We start from the raw sequence: 17,400 nt of genomic DNA, 5'->3' as shown, positions 1-17,400 counted from the left end.
ACATATGGGGGAATTGATCATGACGACGAACGTATTGAACTGGTTTGAGCATTTTCATGCTCATCCGGAAGTGAGCTGGAAAGAGGTTGAGACGACGAAGACGATTGCCGACATCTTGACGTCATGGCAAGTCCGTCACGAGACGTTTGCGGACGTGACCGGGGTCATCGCAGAGATTGGACAAGGTGATGACGTCATCGCTGTCCGGGCCGATATCGATGCCTTATGGCAACAAGTCGACGGGACGTTTCAAGCCAATCACTCATGCGGGCACGACGCCAACATCAGCATGGTGCTCGGCGCGCTCGACCTGTTGAGACATGAGATGCTATCGAAGCGGATTCGCTTCATTTTCCAACCGGCGGAAGAACAAGGGAACGGCTCGCTCGCGATGATTCAAAAAGGAGCACTCGAAGGAGTGAGTCAGCTGTATGGCATCCACTTGCGACCGCTCGAGGAATTGCAACGCGGACAATATGCGGCTGCGATTCAACACGGAGCCGCATTCTTTCTAAGAGGAAGCGTTATCGGGGACGATGCCCATGGTGCGCGACCGCATCAAGGTCAAAACGCGTTAGATGTCATCTTTACGATTCAACAGATGCTCAAAAGCATCTACTTGTCGCCGTTCGAGCCCCATTCGATCAAGTTGACGGGCGTCCAAGCCGGTAGCGATAATTTGAATATCATCCCAGGGAACGCGACGTTCTCACTCGACGTCCGGGCTCAACAGAACAAGGAGCTGCTCGCGTTACGTGACCGCGTCGAGACGCTGTTACAGCAAATCGCCGTCCTTCATGATGTCACCATCCACTGGGACTGGCAAGACTTCACACCGGGTGCGGAGATTGGCGAACGCTCGAGCCGACATGCGGCCGAAGCGATTGTCGACCGCTTCGGGGAAAGCGCGCTCGTCGACCGGATCATTACATCAGGTAGTGACGACTTTCATTTCTATACGGTCGAACAGCCGGGACTCGATGCGACGATGATCGGAATCGGCGCGAACTTGACACCGGGGCTCCATCATCCTCATATGTCGTTCGATCGGGACGTCTTACCAGAAGCGGCCGCCTTACTCGCCGATACGTTGCGCCGGGCCGCAAACGATAATTGAAGCGATTGACTAGATGGACGGGCCGGACGAGCTCGTTCATTTTTTTATTGCCAACTTTAAATGTAAGCGTTATCATCTACTTATTAGCGACAATATAACGACAATTCTGAATTTTTCGCTATCGGGGAGGAAGACACATGGAACAACAGGGGAATAAGGTAGACATGAAGCTTCGCTGGGCGGTATTGCCGCTACTTGTCATGATCGGGGTCATGCTCGTAGCCATCGTCAAATTGGAACAAGGGCCGCACATCCCACTCATCGTCGGGACAGCGGTCGCGTCGCTCGTCGCATGGCGACACGGGTACAAGTGGAAAGAGATCGAGGAGATGATGTACAAAGGGATTCGGCTCGCACTACCGGCCGTCGTCATCATCATCTTGGTCGGTTTAACGATTGGTGCCTGGATCGGGGGAGGCGTCGTCGCTACGATGATTTATTACGGATTGACGATTATTTCACCGGCCTATTTCTTGGTGACGATTTGTATCATCTGCTCGGTCGTCGCGCTCTCGATTGGCAGCTCATGGTCGACGATGGGAACAATCGGCGTCGCCGGGATGGGCATCGGACTGAGTATGGGGATACCAGCACCGATGGTCGCCGGAGCTGTCATCTCAGGGGCATACTTCGGGGATAAGATGTCCCCGTTGTCGGATACGACGAACCTCGCGGCGGGTTTGACGCACACGAACTTGTTCGAACATATTCGGCATATGCTCTACACGACGATTCCAGGGCTCGTCATCGCGCTCGGCGCCTATTGGTGGCTTGGCAGACGGTTCAGTGAGACGACGACGGACTCTTCAGAAATTGTCCAAACACTCGGTATTTTACAGGACAGCTTCGTCATCTCGCCGTGGCTCCTATTGATTCCACTTGCTGTCATCGTCCTCGTCGCGAGGAAAGTACCGGCCATTCCGGCACTCGTCGTCGGGATTGCGCTCGGCTTTCTCGCCCAAGTCATCGTCCAAGGCGGTTCGCTCGCCGACAGCGTCGGGGCGTTGCAGAGCGGGTATGTGATCGACACCGGTAATGAACTCGTCGACAACTTGTTCAGTCGGGGCGGTCTCGACGCGATGATGTACACCGTCTCGATGACGATCGTCGCGATGACGTTCGGAGGGATTTTAGAATACTCGGGGATGCTGCAATCGATCATGAATCAAATCGTCAAACTGGCGAAGACGGCCGGTTCGATGATTGCGTCGACGATTCTCGCCGGGGTAGCAACGAACGCCACGTGTTCCGAACAATACATCTCGATCGTCGTTCCATCTCGTATGTTTGCAGGTGCTTATGAGAAAATGGGGCTTCACTCGAAAAACTTATCCCGGGCACTCGAGGACGGCGGGACACTGACGTCGGTCTTCATCCCATGGAACACGTGCGGTGTGTTCATTCTCGGGACGCTCGGCGTCGGGGCGTTCGAATATGCGCCATACGCGATCTTGAACTTCATCGTTCCGGTCATCTCGATTATCTATGCGTTCACAGGCTTCACGATTGCACGGATTGCTGTGCAGAGTGTGGAACCGCCACTCGAAAAACAAGCAGCACAATGAAAAATTTCCCGGCCTATTCAGGTCGGGAAATTGAATTTATAGACGGCACGAGGTCGTCCTTGGTTGTAACTCATCTCTTCACCAATCACTTCGATCAGTTGCGCGTCATGTAATTTTTTGATGAGTCGCTCCGTCGTCCGTCTTGAGACGGCGAGATGGTCGGTCAACTCTTTTGCCGTGAATTCGAGATGGTGTTTTGAGAACTGCATAATTTTACCGATGTTGACCGGACTGATCCCGGCTTGCTTGATGACGTCAAAGACCGCTACTTCGGTCACTCGATAGGGGATGCGGTCCTCACGGTTCGGAAAGGACAAGCGTTTTGAATCGTCGACGATTCGAATGCGCTCCTTGCTCGCGGCCGATAGTGCGATCTCAGCATGTTCGTATGCTTGTTGATATTGCGTGCCATAGCCGATTCCGATTCGATAATCACCTGTTGGGCTGAGCGTACTTGTATCGAGGGCGTTGTTCGTCTCGCCTCGTGTCGTAAGTAGCGTGATACGACCATCGTCGGTCGATTCGATGTGTCCGCCAAGGTAGCGGACCACTTTCAAATGTTCGAGTAATGCCTTGTCGTCGGTCTCGAAACGAATGATGGCGAACTGGGCGTCGTCCGCGAACTGGCGTCGAATTCGTTGAATTAACATATCGAGATGGCGCTCGACCGTGGTCCGCGGCTCGATCATCAATAGACTATGATACCCATCACGGACGAGTTGACGATGAACTTGTTCGATGCTCGTCACGGCCAGTTTCGCCTGCTTGGCCCGGTGCTCCGTGTGAAAAGTAATCACGTCTTCGAAAGCGATACTCGGTTCGATTTTCATAACGACAGGAGTCGAGGCATGATTCGGGAACGACTCGAGGATTGACGTCAAGCGCTCCGGCTCGACCAAATCGATGGACAGTTGATCAAGAGGGACTGAGTGGGTGAGCGTCGCATAGAGAAGTGTCGTTAATAGGACAGTCTCGTCTTGGACGACGTGATGGGTCGCCACGTTTTGAAGGTAGGGGGCCGCATAAGTGAACGGGAACGACCCGGAAAAAAAGACACCATCGAACGAGCCGAGCGTTTTGGCGATAACGGCTGCTTCATGGGGATGCTCATAAGGGTGATACGCGAACCGAACACCTTCTGGGGCACCGAGGGTACGGATGGTCGCCACGAATTCGTGCGACCCGACGATGGCGATATGGATGGACATCAAAACTCCTCCTTGCAATTTAACGACTATTTAACGACAATATAGCTAACGATATATAAAAAGTAAAGGGGAATGGATATGAGAATAAAGAAAATCGAGCTGTTTGCGATACGTCTACCACTGAAAGTACCGTTCATCGTCAGTTATCACCGCTATGACGACATGCCGTCGGTGATCGTGAAACTGACGACCGAGTGCGGACATGTCGGTTACGGCGAGGCCGTCGCTGATGAGCACGTCACGGGTGAGTCGCTCGACAGTACGATTAGCGTCATCCAACATGTGCTAGGACCACTTTTGATCGGGCAAAACCCGATGCATATGGAACGAATCCATGACGTGATGGACCGAGCCATCCGGGACGTGCCGGCGGCGAAGGCGGCGCTTGATATTGCCTGCCACGACGTTGTTGGGAAAAAACTTGGCTTGCCTGTGTATGAGTTGCTTGGCGGCTGTTATCACGATGCCTTCCCGGTCACGCACGTGTTAAGCATCGGAGATCCGGAAGCGATGGCGGCCGAGGCGCTCGAACAAATCGAACAAGGCTATACAGCCGTCAAGATGAAAGTCGGCGTCGATGTCGCCTCGGACATACGACGTGTCGAGGCGGTTCGGCGAGCCGTCGGACCGGACGTTCCGATTCGGGTCGATGTCAATCAAGGTTGGGTCAATGCTGCCAAGACGCTCCAAGCGATGAAGTTGCTCGAACCATTCCATATCGATTGGGTCGAACAGCCGGTCAAAGCCGACGATTTTGAAGGCATGGTCGAAGTAAAAGGGAAAATCTCGGTCCCGCTCATGATTGATGAAGGCGTGCGGGGTGTAACCGAAATGCGTCGTCTGACGATGATGCAGGCCGCCCACAAAGTGAACATTAAGCTGATGAAGTGCGGCGGCATCTACCCGGCGAAAAAACTTGTCCATATGGCCGAGATGTCAGGTATTGAGTGCCAAATCGGGTCGATGGTCGAGTCGTCGGTCGCCTCGAGTGCAGGTTTCCACGTCGCGTTCTCGAGCAAAATCGTCCAATCGGTCGAATTGACAGGGCCGCTCCGTTTCGCAGAAGACATCGGCAATTTGACGTACGACCTTCCGTTCATTCGATTGTCTGAACGACCAGGACTCGGTGTCGACGTCGATGAATCTGTCTTATTACGTCTGACGACCGCGACGTACGTCGTCGGAGGGACCGATCATGTGGCGCGGTGATTGTAACGGCCTCGACATCGAGGTCACCTATTTGGCGATGACCGACCTGGGACAAATCGAGGCGGTGCAACAGAATGTCATGGATACACTGACGGAAGGGAGCCAGTATCAGTCCCTGTCGACAGAGGAGTTCGTCAAGTTGTTGACGGACCGGACGCTCATCGGGGCATATCACAAGGGAAGGTTGATCGCGTTCCGCGCGCTCCTCATCCCACCGCTCGATGACGAGCATCTCGGCTATGATATCGGTTATCCATCAGAGGGACTGGAACGCATCATTTATCAAGAAGTGACGAACGTCCATCCGGACTACCGCGGCTACGGCCTGCAACAGCATCTCGGCAGGCTTCTGATGAGAGAGCTGGAACATGGTAGCCGATTCGACCTCGTCTGTGCGACCGTGGCACCATTCAACATCCCGAGCTTGAAAGACAAGTTTGCCCTCGGGCTTCGCATCGGTGCCCTTAAACCGAAGTATGGCGGGAAGTTGCGCTACATCTTTATGAAGGAACTGCACAGCGACTGGCGACCGGCCGGAGAAGCGACATGGCTCGAGATGGGCGAGACGGAGCAACAGGGCGCCTTGTTGAAGGCGGGTTGGTACGGAACGTCCATGACGCGCGACGGGGAGAGCTGGCTCGTCAAATATGAACGATGAAAAAATGGCCTGATCGCGATGATCAGGCCATCTTACTTATTCGAGGATGAACAGGACGTCCTCGGCTAACTTCTCGTACGTGCGATCGCTCGGATGGAACTGGTCGGTCGCGAGGTCACGCGAGACGTCAGAGACGTAAGCGAACGGGTCGATCACGTCGATGCGTTGCGCGTTTCCGAACGTGGCCGCCGAGGCGTTCCAATCGAGAATCAGTTGATTGAACGCCTCACCGTTTTCGTTCTCTTGGAATGGATTATAGAGCGCGATATAAACGATTTGTGCCGTATCGTTCAATCCGCGAACTTGTTCAAAGATGTCATTCAAATTCGTCTTGGCATCGGTCACGACTTGTTCGATATCGACCGATTCAAAGTTATCGACGTTCTCGCCGCGATTGAACAGGTCGTTGCCGCCAATCGTGAGTGTGATGTAGCGGGCGTTCTCAATCGTTCGCCGTACTTCCGGTTGTTCGAGTTGGGCCAACAAATCCTCAGTCCGGGCACCAGAGACGGCCAAGTTCTGCGTACGAATGCCGTCTTCGTCGAGCGCTTCACCGACCGGCTGAACGTAGCCAGCACCTGACGTCGACCCGACGCCGCGTGTCAGGGAGTCACCTAAAGCGACGTAAACGTCACCGACCGGTTCGGGTCTCGAATCTTCACTAATCGAGAGTGTGCGTTCCGGCGGGTTGACGATATCTTGATAGCCGATCCATAAACCGTATAAGGCGATGCCCGTCAAGAAGACCGAACCGATTAAAAACGAATACCATTTCCCATTTTTCATGTGATTCCCTCACTTTCTATGAGACTATCATATCAAATAAGTTTGAACCTGCCCTATGTGAATGTTCGAATAGGACAGATGCGGTTGAGTCCGATAGAATGTAGGAGAGGTGAGATGATGCAACCAACATTGAAAATAGACCATTTGACAAAAGTAATCGGTAAGAAAACAATCATCGATGACATCTCGTTCGATGTATTCCCAGGTGAGGTGTTCGGATTTTTAGGTCCGAACGGGGCCGGCAAAACGACGACAATCCGGATGATTGTCGGGTTGATTAAGCCGACGAAAGGGACCGTCTCGATTTGTGGATTCAGCGTCGAACGACAATTCGTTCAGGCGATGAACCAAATCGGGGCCATCGTCGAGAATCCGGAGCTGTATAAATTCATGAGCGGGCGTGAGAACTTGAACGCCTTTGCCCGGATGTTGCCCGGTGTCGATGAGGCCCGGATTCAAGAAGTGATCGACCTCGTCGACTTGACGGCGCGGATCGATGATAAAGTGAAGACCTACTCGCTCGGAATGCGGCAACGGCTCGGTATCGCCCAAGCGATGTTGAACAATCCCCGCGTCTTGATTCTTGATGAACCGACGAACGGGCTCGACCCGATGGGGATTCGCGATCTTCGACTCTTCATCCGCCGTCTCGTCGAAGAGACTGGACTGAGCGTCCTCGTCTCGAGCCACATTTTGGCTGAGATTGAACTGCTCGCGGACCGCGTCGCCATCATGTCGCGCGGAAAAATCGTCAAAGTCGGGACGGTTGACGAATTGATTCATGAGTTGGCGTCGACTGTCGATGTTCATGTGGCCGACAGTTTTGAAGTCTTGCCGATTGTGCGCGGTTTCGAATCGATTGAGCACGCCGACGTCGTCGACGAGCGCACGATTCGCGTCTCGATGAATCTTGAAGAGACGGCCCGCTTGAACCGCTATTTGCTTGACCGGGGAGTCGACGTATTCGGGCTTGAACGACGCGTCCAGACACTCGAAGAATTATTCATCTCATTGACCGGGGGTGACCATATTGTCTAATCCGTCAATACTTGGTCTTATTCGGAACGAAGTCTTAAAAATCCATAAGAAGCGACGACTCCTCGTCGTCTCGATCATCTTGATTGTGCTCGTTTCGATGTTCACGTATGCGAACTATCGTCAAATCGAGAAACAGCGCGAAGAACAAGGGACGATCGATTGGCGCGTCGATTTGCAACAAGAGATTGTCGATACGCAAAACCGGCTCGCCTCGGCGAACGTTCAGGACGAGTTCCGTCAAATCTTGGAGTTCCAGGTCCAACAGAATCAATACTACTTAGATAATGATATCAACCCGAACTATCCCGGGGCTCCGACGTTCATGCGAGTCTTCTTCTCGCAAGGGACGACGCTCGTGCTGCCGCTCTTCATCATCGTCTTGATGGCGGATATCGTTAGCGGTGAACACAATGACGGGACGATCAAGACACTGTTGTCACGGCCCGTAAGACGATTCAAAATCTTGCTCGCCAAATGGATGACGACGCTGCTTTATACGTCGATTCTCATCTTCATCACGGCGTTCGTTAGTTACGCCATCTCCGTCATCGTGCTCGGTTGGGACGGATGGACCGCCCCGATTTTGACCGGCTTCCAGGCCTCGTCGACGGGGACGTTCTCGACCGACTTCGTTCATACGCTGCCGATGTGGCAATACTTGCTCATGTCGGTCGGACTATCTTGGTTTGTCGTCGCAGCCGTCGGGACGATTGCGCTCATGATCTCGGTCATCGTCAAAAACACGGCGACAGGGATTGGGATCATGATGGCCGTCCTGATTTCAGGACCGCTCCTCACGTCGCTCGGGTCGAATTGGGACAGCTCGAAATATTTGGTCAACGTCAACTTCGGTCTTCATACCTATCTCGAGGGGCAAGCCCCACCAATCGAGGGGATGACGTTGCCGTTCTCGCTCATCGTCATATTCGTCTGGTCGCTAGCGGCTCTCGCGTATGCATTCTACCATTTCACACAAAAAGATGTCTATTGATGACTGGCGTCACCTTCCATGGTGACGCTTTTTTTGTTACGGCTGATACGACTAGAGAAGAGGACGGGTTAGTCCAAATGTCTTAATAATTTGAATTGTCAAAATAATTAAAAAGTTGGATACATTAAATGTGGGAAACTATGTAAAGTAGGAGACACCACATAAGGAGGGAAACACACATGAAAAAAGTTTTATCTACATCACTCATCGCAGGAGTCTTGCTCGTGCCACAACTCGTCGGCGCGGCGGAGCTCAAGTCGGGCACGTTGACGAAACCATCGAACGAAGCCCCGACGACGATCGTCAAAGAGTATGCGAAAGCGAAAGGCGAATTCAAAACGCTCGAATCGAAGCGTGACAAAGTCGGACAAGTTGTCAAATTACAACAGACGGTCGACGGAGTGCCAGTCTTCGGTGGAATTGTCGTCGGTGTCGTCGATAACGATGGCCAATTGAAAACGGTCGTTGATGATACGAAACAACTTAAAGGATTACATAAATCGATCAAACTGAACGAACAAAAAGCGGTCGCTCGTTATAAAGAGCTTGTCGGCCACAAAGGCGCATACGAGCTTGAGCCGGCAGCGGAACTCGTCGTCTATCCGAATGGTGAAGAGGCGGTCTATGCGTATGAAGTGACCGGGACGATCCTTGATGCGGATGAGCCGTCACGCTGGACATACTTCATCGATGCGGCAAGCGGGAAAGTATTGAACAAATACAACCAATTGGCGCACGCCAAACCGACGAACGGCGTCACGGGTACGACATTTACGGGAACGGGAATCGACGTTCTTGGTCAGAGCCAAACGTTCAAGACGACGAAGAGCGGTTCATACTACTATCTCCAAGACTCGACGCGCGGTAAAGGCATCTATACGTATGACGCCGGAAACCGGACGCGCCTTCCTGGATCGCTCTGGGCCGACGCTGACAACGTCTTGAACACGACGTACGACCGGGCCGCTGTCAGTGCCCATGTCAACGCGACGAAGACGTATGACTTCTTCAAGAACACTTATGGACGCAACAGTTACGATAACAACGGTGCGGCCCTCAACTCGACGGTCCACTATAGCCGTAGCTACAACAATGCGTTCTGGGATGGCAGCAAGATGGTGTACGGTGACGGGGACGGCCAAACGTTCACGTACCTCTCTGGTGCCCTCGACGTTGTCGCTCACGAATTGTCACACGCCGTTACAGAATACACGGCCGGTTTGATCTATCAAAATGAATCGGGTGCGATCAACGAGGCGGTATCGGATATCTTCGGTACGGTCGCGGAATATAGTGTCGGCTCGAACTTCGACTGGTTGGTCGGGGAAGACATCTACACGCCTGGCGTGGCTGGGGACGGACTCCGTTCGATGTCGAATCCGGCAGCATATGGTGACCCGGACCACTACTCGGTCCGTTACACGGGGACGCAGGATAACGGCGGCGTCCACATCAACTCAGGAATCGTCAACAAAGCGGCTTATCTCTTAGCGAGCGGCGGGTCACACTACGGCGTCTCGGTCCAAGGCATCGGCGTCATGGAGATGGGGGACATCTACTACCGTGCCCTCACGGTCTACTTGACACCGACTTCGAACTTCTCAAGCCTACGTCAAGCCGTCGTTCAATCGGCCAAAGACTTGCACGGTGCGACGAGCACGCAAGCAGTCGCAGCGGCGAAATCGTTCGATGCGGTCGGCATCAACTAAACTTGATTCAGTCCTTTTCGCTTCGGCGGAAAGGATTTTTTTGTCGCTATTTTTTTGAAAGAATAGGGTAAATAGATGTTGTACTTAGAATTCAATCGAGTCAAGGAGGACACATGGATATTCAAACTTTTCGCATTGACCATAAAAATGGGATTCGTCTCAGCGATTTCCCGACCACGATACAAGATCGCCCATCTGACGAGACGTTACAAAACGAGTTGATTCCAAAGAGCGTGGAGCGATTGAAAGAGTTGCATTGGAAGCTGTACGCCGAATCGAAGAAAGGGATCGTTGTCGTCTTACAGGCGCTCGATGCCGGCGGCAAAGATGAGGCGATCAGTTATATCTTTTCGAACTTGAACGCGCAAGGGTTGAAGACGAACGCGTTCCAAAAACCATCGGACACGGAAAAGAAACACGATTACTTGTGGCGGATGCATGACCTCATGCCAGAGCGGGGGCAGGTAGGCATCTTGAACCGGTCGCATTATGAAGAAGTGATCGCCCCGCGCGTCCATGATTTGCTCGGGGAAGAGGTCATCCCTGATGAAGAGGACAAAGAGTCGGTATGGAAGGTCCGTTATCGCCAAATCAATGACTTTGAACAATATTTAGATGAGAACGGATTCAAAGTCATCAAATTTTTCTTTAACGTGTCAAAAGAAGTCCAGCGTGACCGCTTGCTTGAACGACTGAAAGATCCAAGCAAGAACTGGGAGTTTTCATTCAATGACGTCGAAGAGCGAAAGCATTGGGATGATTACCAGGATATCTTTGAGGATATGTTATCGAACACGGCGTCGAAACATGCACCTTGGTTTGTGCTCCCGGCAGATGATGACTGGTACGCCAGATATATCGTCTCCACGATTATGATTGACGTCCTTGAAGACATCGATCCTAAATTCCCGACATTTACGGAGGACGAACAGGACCGGATTGATGAAGCGATTGAAACGCTCGAGAATGAGTGACCTTTGTCGACTCCGTGAACATCCATTTCCCCACTTGCACTGAAAACGAATTCACGTTACAGTGGACGTATAAAATAAGACGTCAGACATCTGTACGAAGGAGCAATGAGAGTGGGGAATATTAGTTTATTATTTGGTGGCGTGGCACTGTTCATTAACAGCCTCGTCTTATTCGGGAAAGTGGACGTCAAGAGTGCGGGTGTATTCAGTCTCTTCACAGGACTGTTGCAGACGTTCATCGCGACGTGGCTCGTCATCGGGGCGAGTTCGGCGGAAGTGTTCGGATATGCGAGCATCTATTTGTTCGCTTTCACCTATTTGTACGTCGGTGTGACATTTTTGTTCGACCTCGACGGACGTGGCGTCGGTTGGTTCTCGCTATTTGTTTCGATTTCAGCCGTTTTTTATGCCACCATCTCGTTCACGATGGGCGATGTGATGGGCGCCGTAACCTGGTTGTTCTGGTCGTTCCTGTGGGGACTGTTCTATGTAGGGATGGGTCTTGGGCGCCAAATTGATGGGTTGACGGCCCGAGTCGCATTCTTGCTCGCTTGGTTGACGCTAATCGTCCCGGCGCTGTTTGGACTGGCCAACTTGATGACACCGCTCTATGACGTGATCTGGTGGGCAGCGAGCGGCACGACGGTTCTCTACATTGGGTTCACGATGTGGCGAGGCCGCCGAGTTCTTGAAGTGACACAATGAATGACGCTCTTCGTGAGCGTCTTTTTTTACGTATTCAATTGTGTCTAAAGTGTGAAAAGTGGGAATGAGGTACGTAAAGGAGGCGACCACGGATGAGTGATGGCTTAATTTTATTGATGGGACTATTATTATGCGGATGGATGCTGTTTGCGGTCGTGTTTGATGATACAATTAAAAGAAGAATTTAACGGACCGTTTCCTTTTTGGAACGGTCTTTCGTTTGAGGAGTGACAAGGATGGAACAAACACCAGTCATCGTCCTCGTCGGACCGACCGCTGTCGGGAAGACGAAGACAGGAATCGAGCTCGCGAAAGCGTTCAACGGTGAAATCGTATCGGGCGACTCGGTCCAAGTGTACCGCGGGATGGATATCGGTTCGGCAAAAGTGACGGTCGAGGAGGCGGAAGGGGTTCCGCATCATTTAATCGATATCTGTGACCCGGACGAGGCGATGAGCGTCGCCAAATTCCAGACGTTGGCCCGGGCGGCGATCGATGACATCTACGCGCGCGGGAAATTGCCGATTCTGGTCGGCGGGACCGGTCTCTACATCAGAGCAATCTTATATGACTATGAGTTCACGGAGCGACCGGTCGATCATGCATTGCGCGAATCGCTCGAGTTAGAGGCGGAGACGAATGGTCCTGAAGCGCTGCACGCCCGCCTGCAGTCGCTCGACCCAAAACGGGCCGAGAGCATTCATCCAAATAACGTCCGCCGCGTCATCCGTGCTCTTGAAGTCGCGCTCCAAGGCGACGCCCAGGCGATGGATAGCCTCCCGTCGGAGCATTACGCCTATAAATTGTTCGTCTTGCATGCGGACCGGGACGTGCTCTACTCGCGCATCAACCATCGTGTCGACTTGATGCTCGAAGCAGGTCTCATCGAAGAAGTCGAGCGCTTACTCACGGCTGGTTACCGGGACACGCAAGCGATGCGGGCCATCGGTTACAAGGAAGTCGTTCCGTACCTTGATGGATTGATGACCCGAGAGCAGATGACCGAGACGCTCAAACAGCACACGCGCAAATTCGCGAAGCGTCAATTAACATGGTTCCGTCATCAATTTGATGGGATTTGGGTTGATATGGGACGAAAATCATTTGAACTATCGTATCAAAATATTTATGATGAAGTTGAGGAGTTTTTTCGAAAATTCCGATTATTTGAAAGAGACATAGACTAGGGGGAATGCAACATGAAGGCTAGCTATAACATCCAAGACCATTTTTTGAATCAATTACGTAAAGAAATGGTGCCGACGACCGTCTTTTTAGTCAGCGGATTTCAAATTCGGGGAGTCATCAAATCGTTTGACAACTTCACGGTCATCGTCGAATCAGAAGGGCGCCAACAGTTGATCTATAAACATGCGATTTCAACGTTCTCACCAGCGCGGAACGTCACGTTGTTCGAACCGGAAGCGGTCGAAGTGACAGAAGGATAATTTAAGGCATAAAAAAGAGCGGCCCGGGGACCGCTCTTTTTTATGCCGTTTTGACGTTCGGGTCGAGATCGAGTGCTTCAATCACACGATGGACGGCGCAACCGCCGAGCAGTGAGTCGAGCTGGTCACAGAGCTGTGTCGGTGCCGACCGATACAAGTGGGTATATGTCCGCTTCCAAGATCGTTCTGCCGATTGAATCCGCACGAGCAAGTCAGCATGACCGAGTTCTTTCAGTTTCTCGATGTTCATCCGGTTCGTGCGTGCGAACGCCGATAAGACGACGGCTTTGGCGAGCGGTGTTTGGATCGGATAACCGGCGACGAGCAGGACGGCCATCGCCCCTTTCATTTCATGCTCGATGACCGAGTCGACGAGTTGGTCTGGCGTATATGGGTTACCGGCATGCCCCGAGACCGCCGTGACGAGCTCTTGATGCGAGACCGGGCAAGTCGATGCCTGTAAAATGCTTGCGATTGTCGAATGCGTAGTGGCGTAACGTGTCGCTTCCCCTGTTGCGATCAACCGTTCATACGTATCTACCAATGAAATCATGTGAGTTCCCCCTTTATCTAGCTGCCTTTATCGTAACAATTCTAGTAAGCGCTTTCAATATAATTCAGGAAACTTCTGGCCCTATAACGAAAGTATGTTCGCCTCGAAGCGGAAAACACGATACAATGGGCAAAGAGAAGAAGGAGGGCATTGCACATGAACTATTACCAACAGATTGATCCAATTGCAGGGGGCGGATTCGACCGAACACGGTTCCAACTTCCGACCGTAGAGAAGTCGGCGACACGGCTATCGGACCTGACAGACGGAACACCGGTTCAGACGAAAGCGCTCGTCAGTACGGTCGAAGTTCGAGAAGGCAAATCCGGGGCGAAATGGTTACAGCTCAATTTGACGACCTCGAGTGGACTCATCCGTGCCAAGCAGTGGTTGCGCGGCAATGAAGATCAATTGTTGCCGATTTACGAGTCAGGCGTCATCGAGCTCGAAGGGAAAATCGACGTCTACCCAAAACCGGACGGCGCCAAATCGATTACGATCGACCGGGCCAAACCGATTGCCCGGGACGAAGCGGTATCGTTGTTGCCAGGTCTTCCTGGAGACGAGACGATGGAACAATACGCCGACGAGCTGTTCGCGATTCTGTCGACGCTCTCCCCAGACTATCAAGCGATCGCGATGTCACTGCTCGACCGCTATTGGGACGATTTCGTTCTCGCACCGGCCGCACTGTATCATCATCATAACTATGTCGGCGGCCTCTTGAAGCACACGGTCTGTATGCTTCGACTTGGTTATCGGTTTCAAGAACAAGACGACCATTTGGCGATGGCGTTCCGGGTCATCAAAGAAGCCGAGCAGTTGCACAAAGTAGACGTATGGAATACGATGAACGGTGTAAAAGTTGAACAGGCGTTCCGCGGCACGTTCGAGTCGCTTTACGCGGCCTGTGAGGCCATCGCCGAGTTGAAAGAGCCACTCCGTTGGGACGAGCTCGCGCTCGGGATTTTGTTCCATGATATCGGTAAGTTGTTCGAGTACAGTCACTTGCTGTCGTCCCCGAACCGGTTCGAGCAACTGTTCTCGGTCAGCGGCACGAGTGAGACGACCGGGATCTCCATCAACCCGATGGGAAGCTTGATCGGACACATGCCGTACGGCGGACTTTTGTTCGAGAGAAGTCAACAAGCTGCCGGCGTCACACTTCCGCTCGACGTCCATCACCGGATTTGGCATATGATTTTGTCCCACCACGGCAAGCGCGAGTGGGGCTCGAGCGTGTTACCGGTCACGACGGAAGGATGGATGCTCCATCTGATCGACTTGTTGGATGCCCGTTATGAGAAGTGGGCGCGGGTCCACGAAAATTTATAAGGTGAGGTGCAGTACATGATTCCCGTGCAATTGGTGACCGGTTTTTTAGGCGCCGGAAAAACGACCTATATGAATCGCTTGCTAGAAGCGACGGACGAGCGATTGCTCGTCATCGTCAACGAGCTTGGCTCAGTCAATATCGACGAACAGTTGATCGTCAAGATGGACCAAGAACAGATTGAGTTATCGAACGGTTGCATCTGTTGCTCGATTCAAAGCGATTTGAGTAAGACGTTCTATCAGCTTGCGTCCAAAGATACATTTGACCGCATCGTCATCGAGACAACTGGTGTCGCCGATCCGGCACCGATCATCCAGACGATTTATTACGATGATTACTTACGGACACGGTTCAAGCTGACGGCGATTTTGACGGTCGTCGACGCTAGTCAAATGGACCGCGAATTGTTTATAGAAGGAATCCATCAAATCGCCTATGCAGATGTGATTCTGATGAACAAAGTCGACCTCGTCGATGACGTCACGCTCGAACAAGCGCATGAACGGATTAAAGCACTAAATCCGACCGTTCGGGTCATCGAGACGGTCCAGACGGTAGGGGACTATGACTTGACGGAAAATACGTTCCAGCTTTCACGAGTCGACGAGCAACTCCTCGGTCGACTGACAGCAGGGCACACGTCCGTCTCTTCACTACGGGCCGTGACGCTCACGACCGACGTCCCACTACGTCGGGAACGTGTCACGCAATACGTACGCGAGGTGCTCATGCACTATGAGGACGATGTCTATCGCTTGAAGGCGATTGTCCGTTTAGAAGGAGAAACATCAAAATTCGTCGTCCAAGCGACGAATCAACTGATGGGGGCGACGTTCGCCAACGAACCGAGCGACGACTCGCGTTCCGTCTTCGTCTGGATCGGGAAGAATCTCGATCGAGACGCGCTAGCGCGCGGATTACAAGCTTGTGAGGTGGATGCATGATGAAATTGATGTTGGTCGATGGGTTTAATCTCCTGTCGCGTTATTATTTTGCCACAGAGCGTCGTCGGGCGCTCGATCCCGATGTGACGTTGAAAGGACTGCTCCGTAAAGTTGACGGGTGGACGAACGACTTCACGCATATCGCCTTCTTTTGGGACGGACCACGCGAGACGACGCATCGTTACGCCCTGTTTTCGGACTATAAAGCGACTCGCACCGGCTTACCGGAACCGTTGTTCCACGATTACGTCAAGTTGCGGGCAGCGTTGAGCGAGCGCGGCATTTTTCAGTCCGAGCTCGCCGGATATGAGGCCGACGATTTGATCGGGGCCGTCGCGACCGCGTTCCCGGGTGAATCGTATATGTATTCGTCAGACCGTGATTTGCATCAGCTGCTTTCCCCGAACGTGTTTCAAATCGTCCCGAAAAAAGGGGAAGAGATGATGATGAACCAGGACATATTCGAGACGACTTATGGAATACGGCCCGGACAGTTCGTCGATGTGAAAGCGCTCCAAGGTGATGCCTCGGACAATATTCCAGGCGTCCGCGGCATCGGACCAAAGACGGCGACGATTCTTGTCCAGTCATACGACACGGTTGAAGCGCTGTATGACATCTTGAGACAAGAAGCACTCCAAGAGGCGCATCGGAAGTTTGCGAAGAAGCTCGACGGGCAAGAAGAAGTGGCGCTCTTGTCGAAACGTCTCTCGCTCATCGATATCCATGCACCGATCGAAACGGATTGGGAGGCGTATCGCTTTGGTTCACATTTATTTTGATGCGGCGACGAACCAAGAGGCGGGTGAGAACGGTCTTGGTGTCTGGATTAAGACAACGGACGGCACCGTATCCACGTACATCGCCAAACGTGTCGGGCTGACGAGCGTTCAGGCCGAACTCGCCGCGCTCGCGTTCGCCCTCGAAAAAGCGCATACGCTCACGGACGAATCGACGTTCATGTTCTATTCGGACGCCGAGACGGTCGTGCGGGCGCTCGAGCAGCGGTTCTTAAAAGACCAAGCGGTGCGTCCTTTGTTCGTCAAGGCGCTGACGCTGTATGACGAATTGCCAAACAAGTTCATCAAATGGATCCCGCGGGCAGAGAACCGGGCCCATGACGTGGCGAAACAGGTATTGTTGATCGGATGAGAGTCGG

18 protein-coding genes are annotated in these 17,400 nt (G+C 52.6%); 15 read left to right on the top strand and 3 right to left on the bottom strand.

Annotation, left to right across the window (positions count from 1 at the left end; all coding sequences use genetic code 11):
- The first annotated feature begins 19 nt into the window (after window positions 1-19).
- Both KNP60_RS13930 and nhaC read left to right on the top strand, forming a co-directional pair.
- Window positions 20-1,117, top strand: coding sequence for an amidohydrolase (locus tag KNP60_RS13930; RefSeq protein WP_214708575.1), 1,098 nt, complete (start codon window positions 20-22; stop codon window positions 1,115-1,117).
- Window positions 1,118-1,281: 164 nt separating this feature from the next.
- Entirely contained in the window at window positions 1,282-2,682 is a 1,401-nt protein-coding gene (nhaC, locus tag KNP60_RS13925; RefSeq protein WP_034779844.1) for a Na+/H+ antiporter NhaC, read from the top strand.
- A 17-nt stretch (window positions 2,683-2,699) separates the two neighbouring features.
- Here nhaC and KNP60_RS13920 read toward each other — a convergent pair whose 3' ends face one another.
- Complete coding sequence (locus tag KNP60_RS13920; protein WP_214797747.1) at window positions 2,700-3,890, bottom strand: HTH domain-containing protein; 1,191 nt, start codon at window positions 3,888-3,890, stop codon at window positions 2,700-2,702.
- A gap of 78 nt (window positions 3,891-3,968) precedes the next feature.
- Between KNP60_RS13920 and KNP60_RS13915 the strand changes: the two genes are divergently transcribed.
- Window positions 3,969-5,099 (top strand): mandelate racemase/muconate lactonizing enzyme family protein, encoded by a 1,131-nt coding sequence (locus KNP60_RS13915; RefSeq protein WP_214797746.1) that lies wholly within the window; start codon window positions 3,969-3,971, stop codon window positions 5,097-5,099.
- Window positions 5,086-5,757, top strand: coding sequence for a hypothetical protein (locus KNP60_RS13910; protein WP_214797745.1), 672 nt, complete (start codon window positions 5,086-5,088; stop codon window positions 5,755-5,757). The genes KNP60_RS13915 and KNP60_RS13910 overlap by 14 nt, the downstream gene beginning before the upstream one ends.
- A gap of 36 nt (window positions 5,758-5,793) precedes the next feature.
- Here KNP60_RS13910 and KNP60_RS13905 read toward each other — a convergent pair whose 3' ends face one another.
- On the bottom strand, window positions 5,794-6,543 hold the full coding sequence (locus tag KNP60_RS13905; protein WP_034777417.1) for a GDSL-type esterase/lipase family protein: 750 nt from the start codon (window positions 6,541-6,543) through the stop codon (window positions 5,794-5,796).
- Between the two features lie 117 nt (window positions 6,544-6,660).
- Between KNP60_RS13905 and KNP60_RS13900 the strand changes: the two genes are divergently transcribed.
- From KNP60_RS13900 to hfq, 7 genes are all read left to right on the top strand, one after another.
- Window positions 6,661-7,581, top strand: coding sequence for an ABC transporter ATP-binding protein (locus KNP60_RS13900; protein WP_034779847.1), 921 nt, complete (start codon window positions 6,661-6,663; stop codon window positions 7,579-7,581).
- Window positions 7,574-8,572 carry an ABC transporter permease gene (locus KNP60_RS13895; protein WP_214797744.1) on the top strand — a complete coding sequence of 333 codons (999 nt, stop codon included), beginning with the start codon at window positions 7,574-7,576 and terminating at the stop codon, window positions 8,570-8,572. The genes KNP60_RS13900 and KNP60_RS13895 overlap by 8 nt, the downstream gene beginning before the upstream one ends.
- Window positions 8,573-8,751: 179 nt before the next feature.
- Window positions 8,752-10,281, top strand: a complete 1,530-nt coding sequence (locus KNP60_RS13890; RefSeq protein ID WP_214708587.1) for a M4 family metallopeptidase — start codon at window positions 8,752-8,754, stop codon at window positions 10,279-10,281.
- Window positions 10,282-10,394: 113 nt separating this feature from the next.
- The gene (locus KNP60_RS13885; RefSeq protein WP_034777421.1) at window positions 10,395-11,255 is read left to right on the top strand and encodes a PPK2 family polyphosphate kinase; all 861 of its coding nucleotides are present in this window, start codon (window positions 10,395-10,397) and stop codon (window positions 11,253-11,255) included.
- Between the two features lie 111 nt (window positions 11,256-11,366).
- The gene (locus tag KNP60_RS13880; protein WP_214797743.1) at window positions 11,367-11,960 is read left to right on the top strand and encodes an AmiS/UreI family transporter; all 594 of its coding nucleotides are present in this window, start codon (window positions 11,367-11,369) and stop codon (window positions 11,958-11,960) included.
- Between the two features lie 236 nt (window positions 11,961-12,196).
- Entirely contained in the window at window positions 12,197-13,147 is a 951-nt protein-coding gene (gene miaA, locus KNP60_RS13875) for a tRNA (adenosine(37)-N6)-dimethylallyltransferase MiaA (RefSeq protein ID WP_214797742.1), read from the top strand.
- 12 nt (window positions 13,148-13,159) lie between these two features.
- Window positions 13,160-13,408 carry an RNA chaperone Hfq gene (gene hfq, locus KNP60_RS13870; protein ID WP_021067304.1) on the top strand — a complete coding sequence of 83 codons (249 nt, stop codon included), beginning with the start codon at window positions 13,160-13,162 and terminating at the stop codon, window positions 13,406-13,408.
- A 40-nt stretch (window positions 13,409-13,448) separates the two neighbouring features.
- Here hfq and KNP60_RS13865 read toward each other — a convergent pair whose 3' ends face one another.
- Window positions 13,449-13,961 carry a hypothetical protein gene (locus tag KNP60_RS13865; RefSeq protein ID WP_138859499.1) on the bottom strand — a complete coding sequence of 171 codons (513 nt, stop codon included), beginning with the start codon at window positions 13,959-13,961 and terminating at the stop codon, window positions 13,449-13,451.
- Window positions 13,962-14,117: 156 nt separating this feature from the next.
- On the opposite strand from KNP60_RS13865, the gene KNP60_RS13860 reads away from it, so the two are divergent.
- The 4 genes from KNP60_RS13860 to KNP60_RS13845 are packed head-to-tail and all read left to right on the top strand — an operon-like array spanning window position 14,118 to window position 17,393.
- Window positions 14,118-15,296, top strand: a complete 1,179-nt coding sequence (locus KNP60_RS13860) for a DNA-binding protein (RefSeq protein ID WP_214752836.1) — start codon at window positions 14,118-14,120, stop codon at window positions 15,294-15,296.
- 15 nt (window positions 15,297-15,311) lie between these two features.
- On the top strand, window positions 15,312-16,241 hold the full coding sequence (locus KNP60_RS13855; RefSeq protein ID WP_138859498.1) for a CobW family GTP-binding protein: 930 nt from the start codon (window positions 15,312-15,314) through the stop codon (window positions 16,239-16,241).
- On the top strand, window positions 16,241-17,023 hold the full coding sequence (locus KNP60_RS13850; RefSeq protein WP_138859497.1) for a 5'-3' exonuclease: 783 nt from the start codon (window positions 16,241-16,243) through the stop codon (window positions 17,021-17,023). Before KNP60_RS13855 ends, KNP60_RS13850 begins: the two co-directional genes overlap by 1 nt.
- Window positions 17,004-17,393: a reverse transcriptase-like protein gene (locus KNP60_RS13845; RefSeq protein WP_214797741.1), complete on the top strand. Its 390-nt coding sequence runs from the start codon at window positions 17,004-17,006 to the stop codon at window positions 17,391-17,393. Before KNP60_RS13850 ends, KNP60_RS13845 begins: the two co-directional genes overlap by 20 nt.
- Window positions 17,394-17,400: the final 7 nt, after the last annotated feature.

It is taken from the genome of Exiguobacterium sp. s5 (assembly GCF_018618075.1).
In the GTDB taxonomy this organism is placed as follows: Bacteria; Bacillota; Bacilli; order Exiguobacteriales; family Exiguobacteriaceae; genus Exiguobacterium; species Exiguobacterium mexicanum_A.
Note: the sequence above shows the minus strand (reverse complement) of the source record. Positions and strands in the feature narration are given on the sequence as shown.